Genomic DNA, 20,477 nt, shown 5'->3' with positions numbered 1-20,477 from the left:
ATTCATAAACCAAGGTCGGCGAAACTTGATCGATATCAATATTTGGGTATACGTATACATTCAAATAAGTACATATGAAATAAAATTATTTTTATAATCAAATAAAATTTATATAAAAAACAATGTTATAAAAATACAGGGGTAAGTGCATGTGTATACGTATACATAAAAATATTCACAAATTCACGTTTGTTTTTTTGATAACGATCACGAGCTGAACCACCACTTGTGATGTAAAATCCTCAACCTAAATTGAACTGGATCAGAGATCACCATGGGTACAACCACACTTACTATTGTCTTGGGGTATATGACTCTAACTTTTCTAATTGGTTATTTAGTAAGTAGAAAAATTGGCGAAAAAGGGAGTGTCTCCACGGGTGAACGAAACTTCAGTGCTTGGGTCGCGGGGGTTTCAATTCTTGCAACTTATGTCAGTGCGATGACTTTTATCGGAGTACCAGGGTGGGTATATCAAAGTGGAATGGAAGCGCTCATAATCCATATCAATTACCCAATTGTTATCTTTTTCGTTTGTTCATTTTTCATCCCTGTGTTTTATAAGATGAAAATTCACTCAATATACGAATATCTAGAGATCCGCTTTGGCTATAAAGCAAGAGCGATCAACGTGGCCGCTTTCTTATTTATCCAAACCATTTCTGCCGCGTTAGCTCTCTACGCGATTGCACTATTGGTTTCACGTATATTACCGCTTGATATTTATGAGTGCATTGTGGTGATTTCAATATTTACCGCCGCATACACATACTTGGGTGGGATCGCTGCGGTTATGTGGACGGATGTCTTGCAAACCTGTGTACTTGTTTTAGGCTTTATTTTAGTTTTCTATTTTCTTAGCCAAAGCGTGACTATGGATGAAATTTTAGCCAATAAAGAGGTTGTGGTTGATAGGTTACAGGTTCTAGATACGAGTCTAGACTTTACCAATGAAACAACGCTTTATGCTGGTTTATTTGCCGTTGCGTTTTTACACCTAAGTGTCTACGGATCGAATCAATTAATTATTCAAAGGACGTTAGCAACAAAAGATTTAGCGTCAGCACGCAAGTCGATGCTGTATGTAGGATACGGAATGTTTTTTGTTTACTTTCTATTCTCAATCATGGGGGTACTGCTGTATATATTCTATGATGGCCAGGAATTTGTGAATGCAAACAGTATCGTACTTCATTTTGTTTTCAACAATACCAATGAGATTGTACAAGGTGTTGTCATTACATCTCTTATCGCTGCCGCTATGTCTACGCTAGATTCAACTTACAATTCGATGTCTACCATCCTAACTTACGATATATACAAGCGATTTATCCAAAGAGATCGAGCAGAGCGTCACTATAACCTAATTGCAAAACGGTTTTCGCTATTCTGCGCTGTTGTATTGATAGGCCCTGCGATGTTGAGTGTCTCAAATGAGTCGGTAACAAAATTGATTGCCAGTTTTACCTCGCTGTTTGTTGGTGTACGCCTTGGTTCATTTTTACTCGGTCTGTTTTACAAAAAAGCGAATGAAACAGGCGTACTGTTCGGAACGATCACTAGTCTTGTATCGCTCGCGGTCTGCTACTATTCGGGGCTCGCATGGCCTTGGCAAGCCCCAATTGGAACGTTGGTCTTTATCGCAACTGGCGTTTTGACAAGCCGCTATTTAGGGACTCAAAGTGAACAAAACATTAGATTTATAGAAACCCAAGAGCAGTTATTTGAACGTCCAACACAGGGGCAATACGGCTTGCTTGTATTTACTCTGTTGACTTTAGTGGCATGTTACTATTTACCTCGTGTTGTGAGTTTTCTTTAACTGTAATAAATGACTAAAGTAGGTAGTTTAGAGCTGAAAAATATAGAGTTATTTGAACTTAAGGTTTAGCCCTGTTTATAATAAGTAAAATTAAGCGATATTAAACTTTGCCCATAAAGTTCTTATGTAAAGTCTAAGCTCTTCAGAGGCTAGTGCAGTTACCTGAACCGTACAATGCAGATCATCATTATCGCCGGAAATTAAAATCCATTCTTCATCTTTTACTGATTCTAATCTATGCCCTAATAAAGCAGTCAATGAATCCGAAGAATTTGTAATATGGGCTACTGCACCATATTGACCAAAATCAACATCTTGCAAATTATCATGTCGAACATCAACATAAAAGTCACAACTATTGAATAGACGAATGAAACCTTCAACATTTGTACTCGTCTCACAGATCAGCAAGACATTATTTAAAGACTTACTTATGTTTCTAGCCATGTTACCCCCTTCCAGTTTTTATTGAAGGACTATAAATTGTAGCCTTCCCCCTCTAAACACATTCATTGGTACACTATCTCTGCCAGTCATAAATGTTTCAAGAGAGCGGATATCGTTAACCTTTTTCCTGTTTACTGTGAAGATAAAAAATAATAAAAGAAAAAGAGTGATATGAATCAGTCTTATTAACATAATGGCATTTACCTTGGTAACAATAAACTCTAAGAGGAGGCAGCCTTAGCCGCCTCCAGTTGTATTTATGATGAGATGGAAATGCGTTTTACCTTATCCTGAGGTAGTGCTTTTCTCGGAATCTTAATAATCAATAAACCATTTTTCATATTCGCGGATATAGCTTCTTTGTCAGCATCATCAGGCAAGGATAAGGTACGTTGAAAAGTCCCCACGTTTCGCTCCACGCGATAGTATTGCTTACCCTTGGTTTCCTTTTCCTCCTGCTTTTGGCCTTTCACCACAAGCGTATTGGTATTCAGCTCTATCTGAATGTCGTCTTCTGAAAGACCAGGTAATTCAACGGAAATTTCATATTCTTTTTCACTTCCCGACACATCCAGCTTTGCACGAATGGTATCTAATGAGTGCCCACCAACCAAGCTCTGTCCAAACAGTAAGTTGGGGCGAGTTAGTCGCGATGTGCCCGGCATTCCAAATGAGTGCCACACATCATCAAACAAACGGTCCATCTCCTGATGTAGCTGTAACAACGAACCTACAGCACTTTGCTGAGGTGATGTGATAGTGGTAGTTCCTTGGCTAACATCAGAAGAAGCTTCACTTTTTGAAACTGGGATCTGATTAGTTGAGCTCTCTTCATGTTTAAACCAATTCCAGGGTTTTAGCTTTTCAATGTTCATGAAATCCCCCATGTTCAGGTTAATATTAATTAACAGTAAAAGTGAGGGTGCTGCTATTCGCACCCTCCATGCTAATTAGGCAACTTCACCTTCTTTGGTTCGCTTTTCTTCAGCTTTATGTTCTAATACTTTTCCATTGTTGTTAATGGCAATGGATTTAGGCTTCATCGCTTCAGGAATTTCTTTTACCAAAGTAATGGTCAACAAACCGTTAAAAAGGTCGGCATCGATAACTTCAACATAGTCAGCTAAATTAAATTTACGTTCGAATGTACGATTAGCTATACCCTGATAGAGATATTTCCGCTCTTCGTCAGAGTTTTTATGACCACGCACAGTCAACACGCCCTTTTCTACCTGTATATCGAGCTCTTCCTGAACAAATCCGGCTACAGCCAGACTAATGGCATAGCGGTTGTCACTCAGAACTTCGATATTGTATGGGGGGTAACCGTTCACAGCATTTTCACTGGTTAACGCATGGTCAATTAGTGATGCTAGACGGTCAAAACCAATACTATTGCGATATAGTGGAGATAGGTCAATTGAGTTCATAATATATCCTCCATAAGAAGCAACATAAAATAAAAACAATTTGTGAAAAAATGGTTTCTAATCAGACAACCATTTCACTCTTTTTATAGTATTGAAGAACACAAAGATCAACTGAATTAATATAAAATATTTTTATTAAATGATTGTTGAAATATTCCCTTTTTATATATTCATTCTAAAACTCTATGGCCAAATACTAGGTTGATATAAGCGGGCAATCAATTACCCGCTTATGCCTTTATAAGAGTTAGTCGGTGAACTCCTTATCTTTAACGTGCTCTGAAATCATTGCTTCAGTCGTTATCATTAAGCCAGCAATAGATGCAGCAAACTGAAGCGCAGAGCGGGTCACTTTGGTTGGGTCGAGAATACCCATATCAATCATATTTCCGTACTCACCCGTTGCAGCATTAAAGCCATAGTAGGCATCGCCAGTTCTTACGGCATTTGCTACCACAGAGGCCTCACCGCCAGCATTGGTCACAATTTGACGAAGCGGCTCTTCCATAGCCCGTAAGGCAACACGGATCCCCACATTTTGGTCGTCATTGTCACCTTTAAGGTCTCCTAATTCATAGCCTATCTTAGCCAGAGCAACACCACCGCCTGCGACGATACCTTCTTCTACGGCAGCACGGGTTGCGTGCAGTGCATCATCAACTCGATCTTTCTTCTCTTTCATCTCAACTTCTGTCGCTGCACCGATTTTTATCACGGCCACGCCGCCAGCAAGTTTGGCGATACGCTGTTGAAGTTTCTCTTTGTCGTATTGAGATGTTGTGGTTTCAATCTGCTTCTCTATGGAGGCAACACGATCTTTTATGACATTTTCTTCAGCAACACCACCCACGATGGTGGTTGCGTCCTTAGTAATCGTGACTTTCTTCGCACTACCCAGCTGCTCCAATGTAACTTTTTCAAGTTCAAGACCAAGCTCTTCAGAAATGAGCGTCCCATCTGTCAGTACCGCGATGTCTTCCATCATTGCTTTTCGGTTATCACCAAAGCCGGGCGCTTTCACTGCCGACGCTCGAACAATTCCACGCATATTATTCACCACCAGTGTGGCGAGCGCTTCTCCCTCGATATCTTCGGCAATGATAAGTAGTGATCGAGATTGCTGCGCAACACTTTCAAGTACAGGAAGTAGTTCTCTGATATTACTGACTTTTTTATCTACCAGAAGAATATAGGGGTTATCTAGCTCTACCGTGCCAGCCTCCTGGTTAGTAATAAAATAAGGGGACAGATAACCTCGGTCGAATTGCATACCCTCGACAACAGCAAGTTCGTTGATAAGGCCTTGACCTTCCTCTACCGTAATAACACCATTGCGACCGACTTTATCCATTGCTTCAGCTATGATTTCACCGATGGCTCTATCACTATTAGCAGAAATGCTACCTACCTGAGTGATGGATCCTTTGTCGCTGCATGGCTGAGATATCTCTCGTAACTTCTCTACCGCGGCCTCCGTGGCTCTATCAATACCACGTTTGAGATCCATTGGATTCATTCCCGCGGCGACCGCTTTCAATCCTTCGTTAATTAATGATTGAGCCAATACGGTTGCCGTTGTGGTACCGTCACCAGCCTCATCGTTGGCCTTTGATGCAACCTGTTTTACCATTTGTGCACCCATGTTCTCGAACTTATCTTCTAGCTCGATCTCTTTTGCCACGGATACACCATCTTTGGTGATAGCAGGGGCACCAAAAGATTTGTCCAAGACTACATTCCGCCCTTTAGGGCCAAGAGTGACCTTAACCGCATCGGCCAGTAAATTCACACCTTTAAGCATCTTTTGACGCGATTCATCAGCAAATAAAACATCTTTTGCAGTCATGATTATCTCCCCAAAAAATAAATAAAAATCAATTACTCAACGATTGCTAACACATCAGATTCAGAGAGGATTAAGTACTCCGAACCATCGATTTTCTCAGATTTAACGCCATAACCGTCATTGAAAATGACTGTGTCGTTCACTTTTATATCCATAGCTGCACGTTCACCATTCTCCAGTCGCTGGCCCAAGCCGACGGCAATAACTTTCCCCCGGTTGGATTTCTTGACGGATTGGGATGTAAGTACAATTCCTCCTTCAGACTTGCTTTCTGCTTCTAGTCTTTCGACAATCAGCCTGTCATTTAAAGGACGAATATTCATGAGGTTAGCCTCCTATAGTTACAAAAAATAAAAGACATATAAGTGATGCAGAAAGCGCTACCTTGTGCTCTCTATCAGAAAAATAGGGTCGATGAAAACAAGTTCAAGGGGGGAACAAAAAATTTTTTCACTTCCTTAACTGCTAGCTCTTGCTTTCAACAGAGTTTGGTCTGTTCTAGGCACATTAATGAAGCAAATTAAGGACTTTTATCGTGAACAAAAGGTTAGCCGTTGCGATGTGCCTGAATTGGAAAGTACTATTGACGCGGTTTATGGCGATTGAATTAATGAGTTTTTAAAGGCGGGCGACAGTTTGATGAAGCAAAGTGACATGTTGGGTATGTTGGATTTCCTGCGCCAGGCCGAACAATTGAAGGACACGCTGAGAAGCGCCCACACCACCCAGGGCCGCAAAGAGAGCACGGCTGAGCATACCTGGCGGCTGTGTTTAATGGCGATGCTGTTCGAGCAGGAAATGCCAGAAATCGACCATGCCAAGCTGATGCAAATGTGCGTGATCCATGACTTGGGCGAAGCCATTTCCGGTGACATTGCTGCGGTCGACCAAGACCCTAACATCGACAAATCCTATCAGGAAAGGTTGGACTTGCAGACCTTGATAGCCCCTCTGAATCAACCGATGCAGCAGCATATCCTGTCATTGTGGGATGAGTATGAGCAGGCCGAGACACTAGAAGCCAAAGTGGCCAAAGGGTTGGATAAGCTGGAAACCCTGATCCAGCATAACCAAGGCTTGAACCCCGATGGTTTCGATTATGAATTCAATCTTCATTACGGCAAGAAATACACGGATCAGCATCCTTTGCTGGCGGCGATACGCGAGATTGTTGACCAGGACACGGCGAGCAAGGTTCAGCCTGGTACTGAGCTAGAGAATGAAGTTAAGAAATGAGTTAAGTAAGAGCGAAGGATAGCTAGACGTATGGATTAATCCGAGTGCCACCCGAAATGGCGGCACTCGAAATGATGGAATTCGGAATAGTGACAAGCTTACAACAGTAATAGCTTGGCGGTGCCGAGGAAGGCGAAGAAGCCTACCACATCGGTCACCGTGGTGAGGATCACCGATCCTGCCAGCGCAGGATCAAGCTTGAGCTTGTCGAGCACTACTGGGATTAAGACCCCGAACAGGGCGGCGGTGATGATATTGACCACGATACCGACCGCAATAATCGCGCCGATAATCGGAGACTGGAACCAAAGCCCCGCCATCAAGCCGATCAATACCGCCCACAACACTCCGTTGAGAAAACCTATTCCCAGCTCATTGCGCAGCAAAGAACGACGGTTACCGGCGGTGACCTGGTTGAGGGCCATACCGCGGATCATCAGGGTCAGGGTCTGGCTACCGGCAATACCGCCCATCGAAGCGACGATTGGCATCAAGATAGCCAGTGCAACCACCTGGGCAATGACATCCTCGAACAAGCTGATGGTCATCGACGCCAGCACGGCAGTGATAAGGTTGATACCCAGCCAGACCGCACGTTTTTTGGCACTTTTGGCAATCGGGGCGAAAAGGTCATCTTCTTCGCTCATACCGGCATTGGCCATTAGGGTACTTTCGTAGTTCTCCCGCATTAGCTCTAGCGCCAGGTGGGTATCAATTTCGCCAATTAATGCAAAGTTCTCGTCAACAATCGGCAGGCTGAACTGCTGGCTGTGCTCTACAGCCTCTACGGCCTCGGCCAGTGAAGCGTCATCTTCCAAGATCAGGGTGTCGGTATCGGCAAGGCTGCTCAATTTAGTCAGCGGCTCGGCTTCGATCAGCTGTTGGTAGTTTACGGTACCGACAAATTTGGTATCGCGGGTGACCACGAAAATCGATGCCGGGTACTGGTATCCGTAACGCTCCAGGAGCACCTTGGCCCGTTTGGCTGAAATCCCCTGCGGCAGCGAAAGGACTTTGGGGTTGGCGTAACGGCCGATCTGGTCATCATCGTATTGGTTGGCACGGTCAAACAGCTCGATGTCTTCTTTGCTGAGTTTCCCTATGGCCCGCTCGATGATCTCTTCCGGCAGCGAGTCGGCCCATTCGATCAGGGAGAGGTTATCAAGCTGACCGAGTACCAAATCCAGTTCGGTATCACTGAGTGACTGGATCACCCACTCACGGGTGTCAGCACGCATGGCGGTGAGTACATCAACGTGATCATTGAGGGGTAACTGGCGCCATAGCTCCATACGCTGATCAAGGGGCAATGCCTCGAACAAGGTGGCGAAGGCGCCGGCTTCCAGTTGTTGTATCTCGGCTTCATTGAATATTTGACGTTGTTCGTCGGTATCTGCGGCAGAGATGCGCTCAATGAGCAGGCTTAGATCAACGGTGTTGCTCATGCAGGTTTCCTTGTTGCAAACGCAAGCAGCCAGCGGTTGGTTGGGCTTGTTGTTTTTGTCGTTATCTTGATGGGCTATGTACCCAAGTGGCTTGGGTATAGAGTATGGCTTTCACTTTTGTCGGTCAATTGTGATATCGCTAACTGATGCTGTTATGAAATCAGGCTAGGTTATTGATAATGAGTTTGTGGTTGGTTAGGAGATGGAAAATGGATAAACAGCACATTCCTGAAGCGCTCTACGATGATGCCCTAGAATACTTTGGTGACCGGGCAAAAGCGGATGATTGGCTACAGACGGAAAATATTGCACTGGGTTTGGTGAGTCCGGCTTACTTATGTCGCACGGAGGAGGGGATTCGGCAAGTGACGGAGCTTTTGAACCGCCTGAAAGAAACCGGTCATATCTAGCGCCTGGAGAGATGGCGCAAAATCGTGAAAGGCTGGATGATTGAGGTCAGCCTTCATGAGAAAAGCTAATAGCATACTCAGTACAATTATCTCGATATACCTTGTAATAGCGTGTAATAGATAAAAACTTATCTCGAGTTATATTTTTCTAAGCAAGTTGCAGGATAGAAAACGATCTAGTGTGATCCTATGTACAAAAATGATTTTTTCTATCAGTGTAAACAAATGCAATATTAAACTTGCAGAGCTACATGTTCGATAACGGTGATTTTAATTGATAATTAAGTCGTTTAGAAATTTAAAATTGCTTGAGTTTTAATTTGAAGTCATAACACTTTTTACGAGGGATATATTATGTCACAGACAGAGACGTTAGATAAAAGTGTAGGTTCATCTGTTAACTCCGCAATGGATACATTAACGGCGCAGTGGTATAACGCCATGGTGACTGGCTTAGGATTAGACCCGAACCAGTTTCAGTTGTATCAAGGTCCAAATTCTATGATGAGTACATCCCAGGATATGTGGAATGTGTTCAATGCCGTACCGCCAAAATCAATTAACAACTTTTATAACCCCAGCCAAACTAATAACTTTTCATCCGCTTATAACTTGATCCTCGAGGCACTTGTTCCTGCCTCTAACTCGAGTTTCCAGAACTGCATGGGGGATTATTATGGCAAATGGAATAGCTATTTTGAGAGTCATGATCCCGCAGAATGGACTGCTCAAGGCGTTTCAGATCTGTTTAACTCATGGGCGATGAGAAATGCTCCGGGGAAAGCAGGTTGCGTAACCGGCCTGACCAATATTTACATCAATCCAATTAATATCGCGGTTAATAAGTTTGCATCGGCAGGTGGGAAATATGCCTGGAATAAAACTGCGGACCAATTAAAATCGGCTTTATCCGGTGGGGCATCGAAGAGCTTTACGCTTGATTCTAAAACAACAAGCAGCGATGTTAAGCATACTTGGGCAGGTGGCAATACCTCCGTATTTTTTGATATTTTTTCATTTGGTGGCGGCGGTAAGTATGACAAGCTTACGACTAAAACAACCTCTGCCGGTGTAAAGATTGATGCAGACTTTCAGAAGGTGACGACATTTACAGCCGGGCCATTGGCAGTTAATGATCCGAACGATCCAATATTGGCAGAGTTTAAAGCATGGTATGAAAGTGCCGCGCTGGCAAAGGCCTACACCACCAAAGATAATACGGTTTGGAACAACCAAAGTTCGACCACGTGGGATAAAGCCTTCGGTCCTGATGGCTTCCTCCAGCGGCTTACCTCTTCGCTCGTTGTGGCAGACGGTGTAACGATTACTATGACGTCCAACGCCAGTTATGACACCTCTGAGCGCACGGAAATTGAAGCGGCGGCAAAAGCAGGTATCTGGCCATTCTTCAGCGTATCTGGCCAAGGGGGAACAACGACCGAGGTGAAGTTTAACGATCAAGGTAATTTCACCATTACCACAAAGATTGCTTTGGGTAACCCTCAGGTTCTGGGTGTTCTGCAATCTCCTATGTCAGGTATTTTTGCGTAGGATAGATGTGCACCATAATATCATCAATGATTAAAGGCTTCTTTTGTGAAGCCTTTATATTTTTAGAATATAGATATGAAGTAAAAAATGGTATGAATTACTTCTGAAAAGGTGCCTAACTATGGATAAAACAAAGCTGGTTATTTTTATCTCGGCTCTGTGGTTACCAATATACGCATCGGCTAGAGCGGGTATCAATGAAAACGATTTACAGAGAATAGGGGTGGAGTACTGGCGTAGTCAATTGGCTGAAATAGTATCCGTAACTCCGAGCAAAATTAAAATAACTCAAGGTTTTATGGCGTTAGGTTATGACTCATATCATCTTTGGAGTGTGTTTGATGCCATGGCAAATTATGAAAGCGAGCTTTATTACAATCCCGCTCAATTTAACAGTTTTGCTTCGGACTATGGTGATAAGTTATATAACTTACCCGTTGAATCCGTCAGCAGTGAACGGTGTGATCTTGACAAGGCGGTTATTCGCTATGACAAGAGTGATGGAATTTACGCATGGAGTAAAACACTAGAACAACTAAATGACGATCTGCTTAATAGTCAGGCCTTGAAATATAGCTCCAGCAAGGCCTTTGATAATGAAAGCAATTCCAACGAGCAGGCCGCTTATACGGTTAAAGTCGACGTGGACTATGAGCAGTTCATCGTGTTTTATGCTGAGCCCTACAGCATTGATATCCACAATACAGAATTACAGGACTATACCCCTTGGTATAGTCCTTGTGTTTTACCATATGCACTTAGTCAAAAACAGGATGAAAAAGAATCAAGGTTAAACCAAACGACTGCCCTTGTTGTCGCCAATAAGGGCAAGAAATGCGTCTATATTCTCAATCATGCGCAGAACCACCATGATTGCAGCACGCTCTCTGTTCCCTCCATTATCGCCGTGATCACAGTTCCCCTAGTGGATTTGTATTCACTAGCTCTCTGACTGCAATTTTAATCTCTTATCGGGCTGCTGGGAGAGAAGCGTTTGAAGACTCTCGACCACCAAAACATGATCTTCATACTGGGGCAACCCCGAAACCGTCACACTACCGACGACACCCACGTTCTTAATGACTAACGGGAAACTGCCACCAAACGGCGCGAACTGTTTGGCATCAACTAATGAAGCCTGTTCGATAGTTTTTCCCTTGGCTTTATAGTACTGGCCCATATACCAAGAGCTGTGCCGGTAGCGATCCACCACATTGCGCTTGCGGGCTATCCACTGCTGGTTATCAGGGCTGGTACCCGCCATGGCATAGCTAAACAGGCAGTGGCCGTTGAAGGTGATATCAATGGCAACGGCGGCCTCCCTAAGCTCTGCATTGTGTTTTATCAAGGAGCCAAGCAGCCAGGCTGTTTGGTGGCTGAAATGTTCGAATTGCAGTTCTTTTTCCTGGGCTAGCAGTACATTCAAATCAGTAATCATATTGCGTTTCCGCCTCTTCCTCTTTCTAAAGTCTCACGCTGCATTGCTGTTCTGAACTGGCTATCGCAGCCTCAATGACACGAATAACATCCAATGCTTGCTCGGCAGTCACTGGCAGCGGGTGGCCTTCCCGGATAGCTAGGGCGAGTTGCTGATAGAACTGTTCATACCCACCACGCTGTGTTTCGATAATGGCGTTATGCCCGTGTTTATCGGTATAGCGGCCAAAATTATCTGGGGTGTCTTCTCCCCATCCACGGTTACCGGGGCCGGCTTTGTCTCGCAGCATGTCTTCCTGGGGATCCATGCCATATTTGATGAATGCCGAATCATGGCCGAAGACCTGGAATCTTGGTCCTTCGGTGGTGCTCAGGCAATTGGCATGCAAAATCGCCTCGCACTGTGGGTAGTGGAGGATTAGGTGGAAGTGGTCTGTAGCCTGTGCTCCGGGGCGCTGGTTCTTCACAATGGCTGTTACTTTCTCTGGCAAGCCGAACAAGTACAGTGCTTGGTCGATAAGATGGGCACCGAGATCGTACAGGATGCCAGCCCCAGGGGTGTCTTGCTCGCGCCAGCGCACTTTGACTTCAGGCCGGTAACGGTTGTAGCTGGAGTAAAAAGTATGGATACCGTCGAGTTTGCCATCTGCTAATAGTTTTTCGATGGTTTTGAAGTCGCCATCAAAACGCCGGCTTTGGTAGACCGACAGTGTCTTTCCTGCTTGTTGCGCGACTTCTATTAGCGCTTTGCCTTCATCGGCGGTAATACAGAACGGTTTTTCAATAACAACATGCTTACCGGCTTGCAGGGCTAACTTGGCTTGCGGGACGTGAAGGTGGTTGGGGGTGGAGATGATCACCAGTTCAATATCGGGATTTTCCAACATGGTCTCGATCTGGCTGTAAACAGTGACATTAGGAAGCTGGGCGATCACCTTTTGCTTATCGCTTGATACCACTGCAGTGAGTTCAAGTTCATCGCAATATTCAATGATCGGGGCCTGAAAGCACTGGCCAGATATACCGAAGCCAACGATGGCCGTTTTGATAGGCTGCATGGTTCTTTCCTTGAGAAAACAGGCAGCATTGCTCGGGCAATGCTGCCGTAGGAGGGGAGGACGGTTAGTTCAGTTCAAGTTCTTGCTTTAACAGCGCTTCAACCTGATCACAGCTCTGTGCTGTCATTAACTGTTCCCTGAAGTCTGCGTGCATGATTTTTCTGGCCAGTTTGGAGAAAATCTTCATATGCTGGTCACCGGCAGCATGCTTGTTGAGGGTGAGCATAATGATGAACTGGGCTTCTTCGTCCCCCCACTGGATAGGGTTCGCCAGGCGGCACACACTGATCGCCGACTGTTCGATATGCTCACTCTTGGTGTGCGGGATAGCAAAGCCAAAGCCAAGTCCGGTCGAGAACACATCTTCACGGGCCCACAGGTCGTCGGCCAGTTTGTTGGGGTAGCGGCAGCGCCCGGTTAGGTAGAGGTTATCTGCCAGGGTCTTGATCACTTCCTCTTTGCTGCGCAGGTCGCGGTCAAGGCTGATGCAATCGCCCGATACCATAGGCGCTTCGGTCTGTGTCATGCGGAACTGTGCTAGTACATGCTCCACTTCCTGGATGGTGCGGCACTGCATGGCCTTGTTGAGCAGCTGGCGACATTCCCTACTGTCCAGTTTAGCGATGCGCTCCTTGGTGGCAGCAATGCTCGGTGAGCTCATGCTGATCTCGTCAAGGCCTAGGCCAACGAGCAATGGCAGTACCGAGCCTTTTGCCCCTAGCTCGCCACATAGGCCAATCCATTTGCCGTGGCGGTGAACTTCCCGCACCACATGATCAAGGGTGCGCAAAAAGGCTGGGTTGAGGCTATTGTAGCTTGCGGCGACCTTAGCATTATCACGGTCAACGGCCATTAGGTACTGGGTTAGGTCGTTCGAACCGATAGAGAAGAAATCTATTTCTTCACAGCATTGGTCAATAATAAAGGCGACTGACGGGACTTCCAGCATAATACCCAGCGGCACTTTTTCGGCAAACGGCCGGTTTTCCTTGCGAAGCTCCTGACGTACTTCTGCCAAGATATCTTTCACCCATAGGATTTCTTCCAGCGATGAAATCATCGGGATCATGATCTTCAGGTTGCCATGGGCCGAGGCCCGGAGGATGGCACGCAGCTGGGTTTTGAACATCTCGATAAATTCAGGGTAGATACGCACCGCCCGGTAGCCAAGGAACGGGTTGTTCTCTGTCGGAATATTCAAGTAATCAACCGGTTTGTCACCGCCAATATCAATAGTACGGACGATTATCGATTTGCCGTCCGCCGCTTCGCAAGCCTGGCAGAAAATGTTGTAAAGCTCGTCTTCATCCGGCGCTGAAGTGCGGTCCATGTAAAGCATTTCTGTTCGGAACAGGCCAACAGCTTCGGCACCGTTGGAAAAGGCTTGTTTGGCTTCTACCGAGTGGGCGATGTTGGCTGCGACTTCCAGGACTTTGCCGTCTGCGGTCTGGGCCGCAACATCCCTGAACTGTGCCTGGCGTGTGGCTACAATTTCCCGGACTTTATGCTCCTGGGTGTAGTAGCGCTCGACCGGCTCGCTGATCTCGGTGACCACGAGGCCTAGGGTGCCATCAACAACCACTTCACTGTCCAAAAATGCACTTAGCTTGGAGCCTTCAACACCGACAATGGTTGGGATGGCAAAAGAGCGGGCCAGGATCACAGTATGGGATGTGCTGCCGCCGTGCGAGAGAATAAGCCCCTTTAATAATGACTTATCTAATTCGAGGAACTGGCTTGGCGTCAGGTCGTCCGCTAGGCAGACCGTCGGTTCGGTGAGGGTATTTTGGCTACCGAAGCGCTCGTTACCATAAATGCTCTGCAGCAGTTGGTAGCAGACATCACGGATATCCAGCTCGCGTTCGCGCATGTAGGCGCTGGATGAGTTTTTCATCAGTTCGCCGAAATGCTTGGCCGTTGCGATGATGGCATCGGCACAGCTGCGCCCTTCAACAAGGTTCTCTTGCAAGGTCTGCTGGAATTCGTTGTCACGGGCAATCGATAGGTGCGCCTTGATAACTTCGCCCTCGGTATGCTGGGCTGAGGCGAGGAAGATATTGAGTGATTTGATCACTGCCTCAATACCAGTATCGAGCAGATTTTGTTCCTCAACCAAGGCTCTTGGCTCTGGCAGGTCTGCCAGGGCATCAAAGTTCACGGCACCAACGGCTGTAAGCCTGCCTTTGCCAAACCCTTCGCTGACACTACGGCCACGGATATGGGCAGTTTTTAGGTTGGAGAAATTGCGAGGTAACGGAGCAAGGCTTTGATCTTCCTCTTGATCTGATACTGCTAGTGGTTCGTCGCAATGCGGGAATTCATTGTTGATGAACTGCTTTAGTTGCTCAAGGGCAGACTCTTCGTCCATCCCGTCGATAGTGATCAGACATTCATCACCCAGCAGGGTATCTGTCCCGATCAGAGAGAGGACACTTTTGGCATTGCCGCTCATCCCCGTCCGCTGGTTCTGCCAGGTAATGTTCGAATCAAACTGGTTACATACGGCTTCAACATGGCTAGCCGGTCTTGCGTGAACCCCGTTGGGTAGTTCACATGAGAAAGAGAAAGATTTCATTTCACGTAGTCCTTTTGCATCTAGGCAATGCCTTTCGTTATGTATTCACAATATCAAAGTGGGGAAGGTGTACCATGGGACAAAACTGCGAAAAGCTGGATTTTTGTTAGATAAAAAATCAAATGTGATGGTGGTCAAATTTGAAGGTGTTTTTGTGATGACGAGCAAGTTTGGTACATGGGTTAAAGCATGGATGTAAATATAAACTTATGTTTTTGTTGCTTTTTAATTTTTTTGTTTCGTTTTTTGGTATTTCGAGAGTTGGATCAAGTTTTGATTTAAATCTAACAAATATCCAGTAAATAGAACTTTTGTCCTCTAACTTGATAGCACTATTGCTCACTATAGTAGTACCAAAGCACAGCTGGCTTAGATTTATTCCCTGTACGTGAAACAGTTTTTAAAAATGACAAGTTAATGACTCAAGGAGAGGTCGATGAAAGACTTAATCTCAATATTGAAGGACACAAGGCAGCACCTTATGACGGGTGTATCGCACATGATCCCATTTGTGGTTGCAGGTGGTATTTTGCTGGCGATGTCGGTGATGCTCTACGGTAAGGGGGCGGTGCCAGAAGAGGGAACCTGGTTGAATGACCTGTTCTTTATCGGTGTTGCTGGTTTCCAGTTGATGGTGCCTATCCTAGCGGCTTACATCGGTTACTCGATTGCTGACCGCTCTGCACTTGCACCTTCTGCCATCGCGGCATTCATTGGTGCCAACATGTACAACACCGGGTTCTTCGGCGCTATCTTTGCAGGCTTGCTGGGCGGTATTGTGGTGTTCTACCTCAAGAAAATTAAGGTACCTGCATTTGCCCGCTCTGTGATGCCCATTTTCGTTATTCCAATCATTGGTACATTCATCACAGCCGGTGCCATCGTGTGGGGGATCGGTGAGCCGATCGGTGCTGCTACTGAGGCGTTGACTGAGTTCCTTAAAGGGATGCAGAACGAAAGTATCGTCTTGCTGGCCGTTATCATGGGCTTGATGATCTCCTTCGATATGGGCGGTCCGGTCAACAAGGTTGCCTATGCCTTCGTCATCTTGTGTGTCGGCGAGGGGATCTACAACGTGGCGGGTATCTCTTCTGTTGCTGTTGCGGTGCCATCTATCGGTATGGGCCTGGCGACTTTCATCAACAAAAAACTCTACGACGACAGCGAAAAAGAAGCCGGCCGCGCCTCTATCTTGATGGGCACTATGGGGATTACAGAGGGTGCTATTCCGTTTGCCGCGGCTGACCCACTTCGTGTCCTGCCATCAATCATGATTGGTACCGCCGCAGGTGCCTCGACCGCTGCAGTGCTGGGTGTCGAAAGCTACGCCGCTTGGGGTGGCCTGATTGTCCTACCTGTTGTTGATGGCCGCTTTAGTTTCGTCATTGCTCTGCTGGTTGGCTCGCTGGTAACCGCATTCCTCGTCAACTTCCTCAAGGCACGTCGCCCAGTGGTGGAAGAAAACACCCAGGAAGAAGACGACCTCGACCTTGATATTGAAATTGGCTAAGACCCCAAACGCATAAACAGGTGGGTGCCTCGCCCACCTGTCACCAAACAACTGAATTGATTGTTCACAAATTTAAGGAAACAAGATTATGACTTCTATCGTAGCAGTAACCGCATGTCCATCAGGTGTAGCCCATACATACATGGCAGCAGAAGCCATCGAGTCGGCAGCAAAGGCGAAAGGCTGGACGTGTACGGTTGAAACCCAAGGTTCGATTGGTATTGAAAACGAGCTGAGCCCGGGCGTGATTGCCGATGCCGATATTGTGATTCTGACCAAGGACATCGATATCAAAAATTCTGAACGCTTCGAAGGTAAAACCATTGTACGTATCGGTGTCAGCGATGCTGTTAAGCGTGCTGCAGCGGTGATGGACAAGATTGAAAAACATCTTGCGGCAACCGTGGCTTAACCCCAGGTCTGGAGGGGAAAGCTCCCCTCCGCCTAATTGGATAGCTAAGCCTCCTACAGGACGAAAGGCGGCTTAGCTATACAAATGACAACACGATAAACAGCAACATTGCTCAACACCTCAACTGGTATTCTCAGGAGCCAATACATGAGTACCCCACGAATAGAACGCTTGAAAACCGCCTTGTTTGCCGCCCAACGTGAAATTTCCCTAGAGCGTGCGCTGCTCTATACCGAAAGTCACAAGCAAACGGAAGGTGAATCCACCCTGATCCGCCGTGCAAAAGCAACCGCCTATGTTTTGGACAACGTGGCGATTTCGATCCGGGAAGATGAGTTGATTGCCGGTAACAGGACCATCGAGCCTCGTGCGGGTATTGCTTCCCCTGAGATGGATCCGTACTGGATCGACAAAGAGCTCGATATTTTTGAATCTCGTCCACAGGACAAATTCTTTATCTCCGAACAGGACAAGGCTATCTACCGCGAGCAGCTATTGCCGTATTGGTCTGAGCGCTCGATGAAGGATTTTATCAATGCGCAGATCCCAAGCGATGTCAAAGCGGCGGTGGGGCAGAAGATTTTCAGCGTCAACCAAACCGACAAAGGCCAGGGCCACATCATTATTGATTTCGACCGTTTGCTGGGCAAGGGCTTGGGTGCTTTGGTGGACGAACTCAATGGACTGAGCCTGGGACAGCCCGACAATGATTTCTTCAAATCTGTGGTGATACTGCTTGAGGCGTCTATCCGCCATATCCACCGTTACGCAGACTTGGCTGAGCAGATGGCAGAGGGATCGGTGGATGCAGCCCGCCAAGCGGAGCTTCGGGCCATTGCTCGCATATCACGCAAGGTGGCGACCGAGAAGCCGGCGGGATTTTATGAGGCCTGCCAGCTATTTTGGTATATGAATATCATCTTGCAGTATGAGTCCAATGCCAGCTCACTGTCGCTTGGTCGCTTTGACCAATACATGCTGCCGTTCTACCAGCAATCTATCGCACAAGGTGAATCGCCGGCTTTCCTACGTGAACTGCTTGAGAGTCTGTGGATCAAGACCAACGACATCGTTTTGCTGCGCTCTTCCAGCAGCGCCAAGTTCTTTGCCGGGTTCCCGACCGGGTACACCATCTTACTGGGTGGCCTCAATGAAGTGGGTCGCAGTGCGGTGAATGTCTTATCAACGCTGTGTTTGGATGCTTACCAAAGTGTGCAGTTACCCCAGCCGAACCTAGGTGTTCGGGTCAATGAATTTATGGATCGCGGATTTTTGATGAAAACGGCCGAGACCATTCGTCTTGGTACCGGGATCCCGCAAATCTTCAATGATGAAGTTGTTGTGCCAGCCTTCTTGAACCGTGGCGTATCACTCGAGGACGCCCGTGATTATTCCGTGGTTGGCTGTGTTGAGCTATCTATTCCTGGTAAGACCTACGGCCTGCATGACATTGCCATGTTCAACTTGCTCAAAGTGATGGAGCTGGCGATGCAGCGCAATGCGGATAACCCGGATGTGAGTTTCGATACCCTGCTGCAAGAGATCCGCAGCGATATCCGCCATTACGTCAAACTGATGGTCGAGGGTTCTAATATCTGTGATGTTGGCCACCGCGACTGGGCACCCGTGCCACTGCTGTCTTCGTTCATCAGCGACTGTATTGAAAATGGCAAGGACATCACTTATGGCGGCGGTCGCTATAACTTCTCCGGCGTACAGGGGATTGGGATTGCCAATCTGTCGGATTCACTGCATGCCCTAAAACGCTATGTTTTTGAAGAGCAACGCTGCACCTTCAAGGAATTCATTACCACGCTGGACAGCAACTTTGCAGTCCCGGGCGGGGAGAAAGTCCGCGCGCGCTTGATGAACAAGTACGAAAAATACGGTAATGACATTGATGAGGTGGATTCACTCGGGGCCGACTTGCTACGCCTGTTCTGTAAAGAAGTAGAGCAATACCAAAACCCTCGGGGCGGGCAGTTTACCCCTGGCTCCTATACCGTATCCGCCCACGTGCCGCTTGGTGCTGTGGTTGGGGCTACGGCTGACGGACGCCTGTCCGGGGAGCAGTTGGCTGATGGCGGTTTATCCCCAATGCTCGGGAAAGATCAACTTGGCCCGACAGCGGTACTCAAGTCGGTGAGCAAGTTGGATAACTACCTGTTGTCCAACGGTAGCCTGCTCAACGTGAAATTTACCCCGGCGACCCTCGAAGGGCAGCAGGGGTTGAGCAAGCTGTCTGATTTTATCCGTGCTTTTATGAAGCTGAAACTGCAGCACATCCAATTCAATGTCCTTAATGCTGACACCCTTAAAAAAGCCCAAGAAAAGCCAGAAGATTATTCCGGGCTGGTGGTACGGGTGGCTGGTTACAGTGCCTTCTTTGTCGAGCTCTCGAAAGAGATCCAAGACGATATTATCCGAAGAACTGCCCATGAGCTGTGATGTGCAAGAACAGGTAGAGCAAAGCCAGCATACCGCCCGGATCTTCAATATCCAGCGCTACTCGCTGCATGATGGTTCGGGGATCCGAACCGTGGTGTTCTTCAAAGGCTGCCCCTTAAGTTGCCCATGGTGTGCCAACCCGGAATCACGCTCGCACCAAACGACCTATATGCGGCGAATGGCGAAATGCCTGGAATGCGAAGAATGCGAAATGGATGTGGACGAGTGCCCAAGCGGGGCGTGGGAACTGGTCGGGACAGACATGACACTGGATGAGGTGCTGGCCCAGGTTGCCAAAGATGATGTGTTCTTCGATACCTCACAAGGCGGGATCACATTGTCGGGAGGAGAGGTCCTCAACCAGCCCCACTTTGCTATTGAGCTTCTGACCCGGCTCAAGCAGCTGGGATACCGGACCGCGGTGGAAACATCCGGTCATGGCAGCACGACCCAGTTGTTACGGATAGGTCAGCTATGCGAGGAGGTGCTGTTTGATTTCAAAATCATGGACAAGGAGAGGGCCAAACAAGTGGTTGGCCTGAACCTGGACAAGGTGCTGGAGAACTTTACCCGCTTGGTCGGACAAGGTGTACATGTTGTCCCGCGGCTGCCACTCATTCCGGGTTATACCTTGGATCTGCTGAATATCGACAGAGTCATTCGGTTCTTGAAACCGTTCGACGTCGAAGAGATACACCTGTTGCCATTTCACCAATATGGCGCGAACAAATACCAAACTCTGGGAATGGAGTACCTGATGAAGGACGTTGCCGTTCCCACTCAATCTGAAGTGGAAGCCATCCGCAGCCATGTAGAGGCGCACGGCTACCGAGTGGTTATTGGAGGCTAA

The 20,477-nt window shown here is 47.0% G+C and carries 18 protein-coding genes; 9 read left to right on the top strand and 9 right to left on the bottom strand.

The annotated features are described in order from the left end of the window. Nucleotides 1–274: 274 nt before the first annotated feature. Entirely contained in the window at nucleotides 275–1,822 is a 1,548-nt protein-coding gene (locus tag R2X38_RS12360) for a sodium:solute symporter family transporter (protein WP_317522544.1), read from the top strand. 90 nt (nucleotides 1,823–1,912) lie between these two features. Here the strand turns inward: R2X38_RS12360 and R2X38_RS12355 are convergent, their stop codons facing one another. The 5 genes from R2X38_RS12355 to R2X38_RS12335 all read right to left on the bottom strand — a co-directional run bounded on the left by R2X38_RS12355 (nucleotide 1,913) and on the right by R2X38_RS12335 (nucleotide 5,868). Then, nucleotides 1,913–2,269 carry a hypothetical protein gene (locus R2X38_RS12355; protein WP_317522543.1) on the bottom strand — a complete coding sequence of 119 codons (357 nt, stop codon included), beginning with the start codon at nucleotides 2,267–2,269 and terminating at the stop codon, nucleotides 1,913–1,915. A gap of 257 nt (nucleotides 2,270–2,526) precedes the next feature. Next, on the bottom strand, nucleotides 2,527–3,144 hold the full coding sequence (locus R2X38_RS12350) for an Hsp20/alpha crystallin family protein (RefSeq protein ID WP_317522541.1): 618 nt from the start codon (nucleotides 3,142–3,144) through the stop codon (nucleotides 2,527–2,529). Nucleotides 3,145–3,219: 75 nt separating this feature from the next. Then, a complete protein-coding gene (locus R2X38_RS12345; protein WP_317522540.1) occupies nucleotides 3,220–3,699 on the bottom strand; it encodes an Hsp20 family protein in 480 nt (159 codons plus the stop codon). Between the two features lie 247 nt (nucleotides 3,700–3,946). Further along, nucleotides 3,947–5,545, bottom strand: a complete 1,599-nt coding sequence (groL, locus tag R2X38_RS12340) for a chaperonin GroEL (protein WP_317522539.1) — start codon at nucleotides 5,543–5,545, stop codon at nucleotides 3,947–3,949. Between the two features lie 32 nt (nucleotides 5,546–5,577). Further along, nucleotides 5,578–5,868, bottom strand: a complete 291-nt coding sequence (locus tag R2X38_RS12335) for a co-chaperone GroES (RefSeq protein ID WP_317522538.1) — start codon at nucleotides 5,866–5,868, stop codon at nucleotides 5,578–5,580. A gap of 316 nt (nucleotides 5,869–6,184) precedes the next feature. Here R2X38_RS12335 and R2X38_RS12330 point away from each other — a divergent pair, with 316 nt between their 5' ends. Then, the gene (locus tag R2X38_RS12330) at nucleotides 6,185–6,781 is read left to right on the top strand and encodes an HD domain-containing protein (RefSeq protein ID WP_317522798.1); all 597 of its coding nucleotides are present in this window, start codon (nucleotides 6,185–6,187) and stop codon (nucleotides 6,779–6,781) included. Between the two features lie 98 nt (nucleotides 6,782–6,879). Here the strand turns inward: R2X38_RS12330 and R2X38_RS12325 are convergent, their stop codons facing one another. After that, nucleotides 6,880–8,226 (bottom strand): magnesium transporter, encoded by a 1,347-nt coding sequence (locus tag R2X38_RS12325; RefSeq protein ID WP_317522537.1) that lies wholly within the window; start codon nucleotides 8,224–8,226, stop codon nucleotides 6,880–6,882. A gap of 209 nt (nucleotides 8,227–8,435) precedes the next feature. On the opposite strand from R2X38_RS12325, the gene R2X38_RS12320 reads away from it, so the two are divergent. From R2X38_RS12320 to R2X38_RS12310, 3 genes are all read left to right on the top strand, one after another. Further along, on the top strand, nucleotides 8,436–8,636 hold the full coding sequence (locus tag R2X38_RS12320) for an MbcA/ParS/Xre antitoxin family protein (protein ID WP_281028166.1): 201 nt from the start codon (nucleotides 8,436–8,438) through the stop codon (nucleotides 8,634–8,636). A gap of 354 nt (nucleotides 8,637–8,990) precedes the next feature. Further along, nucleotides 8,991–10,187 (top strand): hypothetical protein, encoded by a 1,197-nt coding sequence (locus R2X38_RS12315; protein ID WP_317522535.1) that lies wholly within the window; start codon nucleotides 8,991–8,993, stop codon nucleotides 10,185–10,187. 121 nt (nucleotides 10,188–10,308) lie between these two features. Next, nucleotides 10,309–11,139, top strand: a complete 831-nt coding sequence (locus R2X38_RS12310; protein WP_317522534.1) for a hypothetical protein — start codon at nucleotides 10,309–10,311, stop codon at nucleotides 11,137–11,139. On the opposite strand, the gene R2X38_RS12305 is transcribed toward R2X38_RS12310, so the two are convergent. From R2X38_RS12305 to ptsP, 3 genes are all read right to left on the bottom strand, one after another. Beyond that, nucleotides 11,128–11,625, bottom strand: a complete 498-nt coding sequence (locus tag R2X38_RS12305; protein WP_317522533.1) for a heme-degrading domain-containing protein — start codon at nucleotides 11,623–11,625, stop codon at nucleotides 11,128–11,130. The genes R2X38_RS12310 and R2X38_RS12305 overlap by 12 nt on opposite strands. Nucleotides 11,626–11,650: 25 nt before the next feature. Further along, a complete protein-coding gene (locus R2X38_RS12300; protein ID WP_317522532.1) occupies nucleotides 11,651–12,682 on the bottom strand; it encodes an oxidoreductase in 1,032 nt (343 codons plus the stop codon). A gap of 64 nt (nucleotides 12,683–12,746) precedes the next feature. After that, a complete protein-coding gene (gene ptsP, locus R2X38_RS12295; protein WP_317522531.1) occupies nucleotides 12,747–15,257 on the bottom strand; it encodes a phosphoenolpyruvate--protein phosphotransferase in 2,511 nt (836 codons plus the stop codon). Between the two features lie 436 nt (nucleotides 15,258–15,693). Here ptsP and R2X38_RS12290 point away from each other — a divergent pair, with 436 nt between their 5' ends. The 4 genes from R2X38_RS12290 to R2X38_RS12275 all read left to right on the top strand — a co-directional run bounded on the left by R2X38_RS12290 (nucleotide 15,694) and on the right by R2X38_RS12275 (nucleotide 20,477). Continuing rightward, the gene (locus R2X38_RS12290; protein WP_317522530.1) at nucleotides 15,694–16,767 is read left to right on the top strand and encodes a PTS fructose transporter subunit EIIC; all 1,074 of its coding nucleotides are present in this window, start codon (nucleotides 15,694–15,696) and stop codon (nucleotides 16,765–16,767) included. 88 nt (nucleotides 16,768–16,855) lie between these two features. Then, entirely contained in the window at nucleotides 16,856–17,179 is a 324-nt protein-coding gene (locus tag R2X38_RS12285) for a PTS fructose-like transporter subunit IIB (protein WP_317522529.1), read from the top strand. Between the two features lie 147 nt (nucleotides 17,180–17,326). Then, complete coding sequence (locus R2X38_RS12280; RefSeq protein ID WP_317522528.1) at nucleotides 17,327–19,627, top strand: formate C-acetyltransferase; 2,301 nt, start codon at nucleotides 17,327–17,329, stop codon at nucleotides 19,625–19,627. Continuing rightward, nucleotides 19,617–20,477, top strand: coding sequence for a [formate-C-acetyltransferase]-activating enzyme (locus R2X38_RS12275; RefSeq protein WP_317522527.1), 861 nt, complete (start codon nucleotides 19,617–19,619; stop codon nucleotides 20,475–20,477). The genes R2X38_RS12280 and R2X38_RS12275 overlap by 11 nt, the downstream gene beginning before the upstream one ends.

The sequence above is a fragment of the Photobacterium rosenbergii genome (assembly GCF_033022775.1).
Lineage (GTDB): Bacteria > Pseudomonadota > Gammaproteobacteria > Enterobacterales > Vibrionaceae > Photobacterium > Photobacterium rosenbergii_A.
The sequence above is the reverse complement of the archived record's forward strand: the minus strand, read 5'-3'. Positions and strand labels throughout refer to the sequence as shown.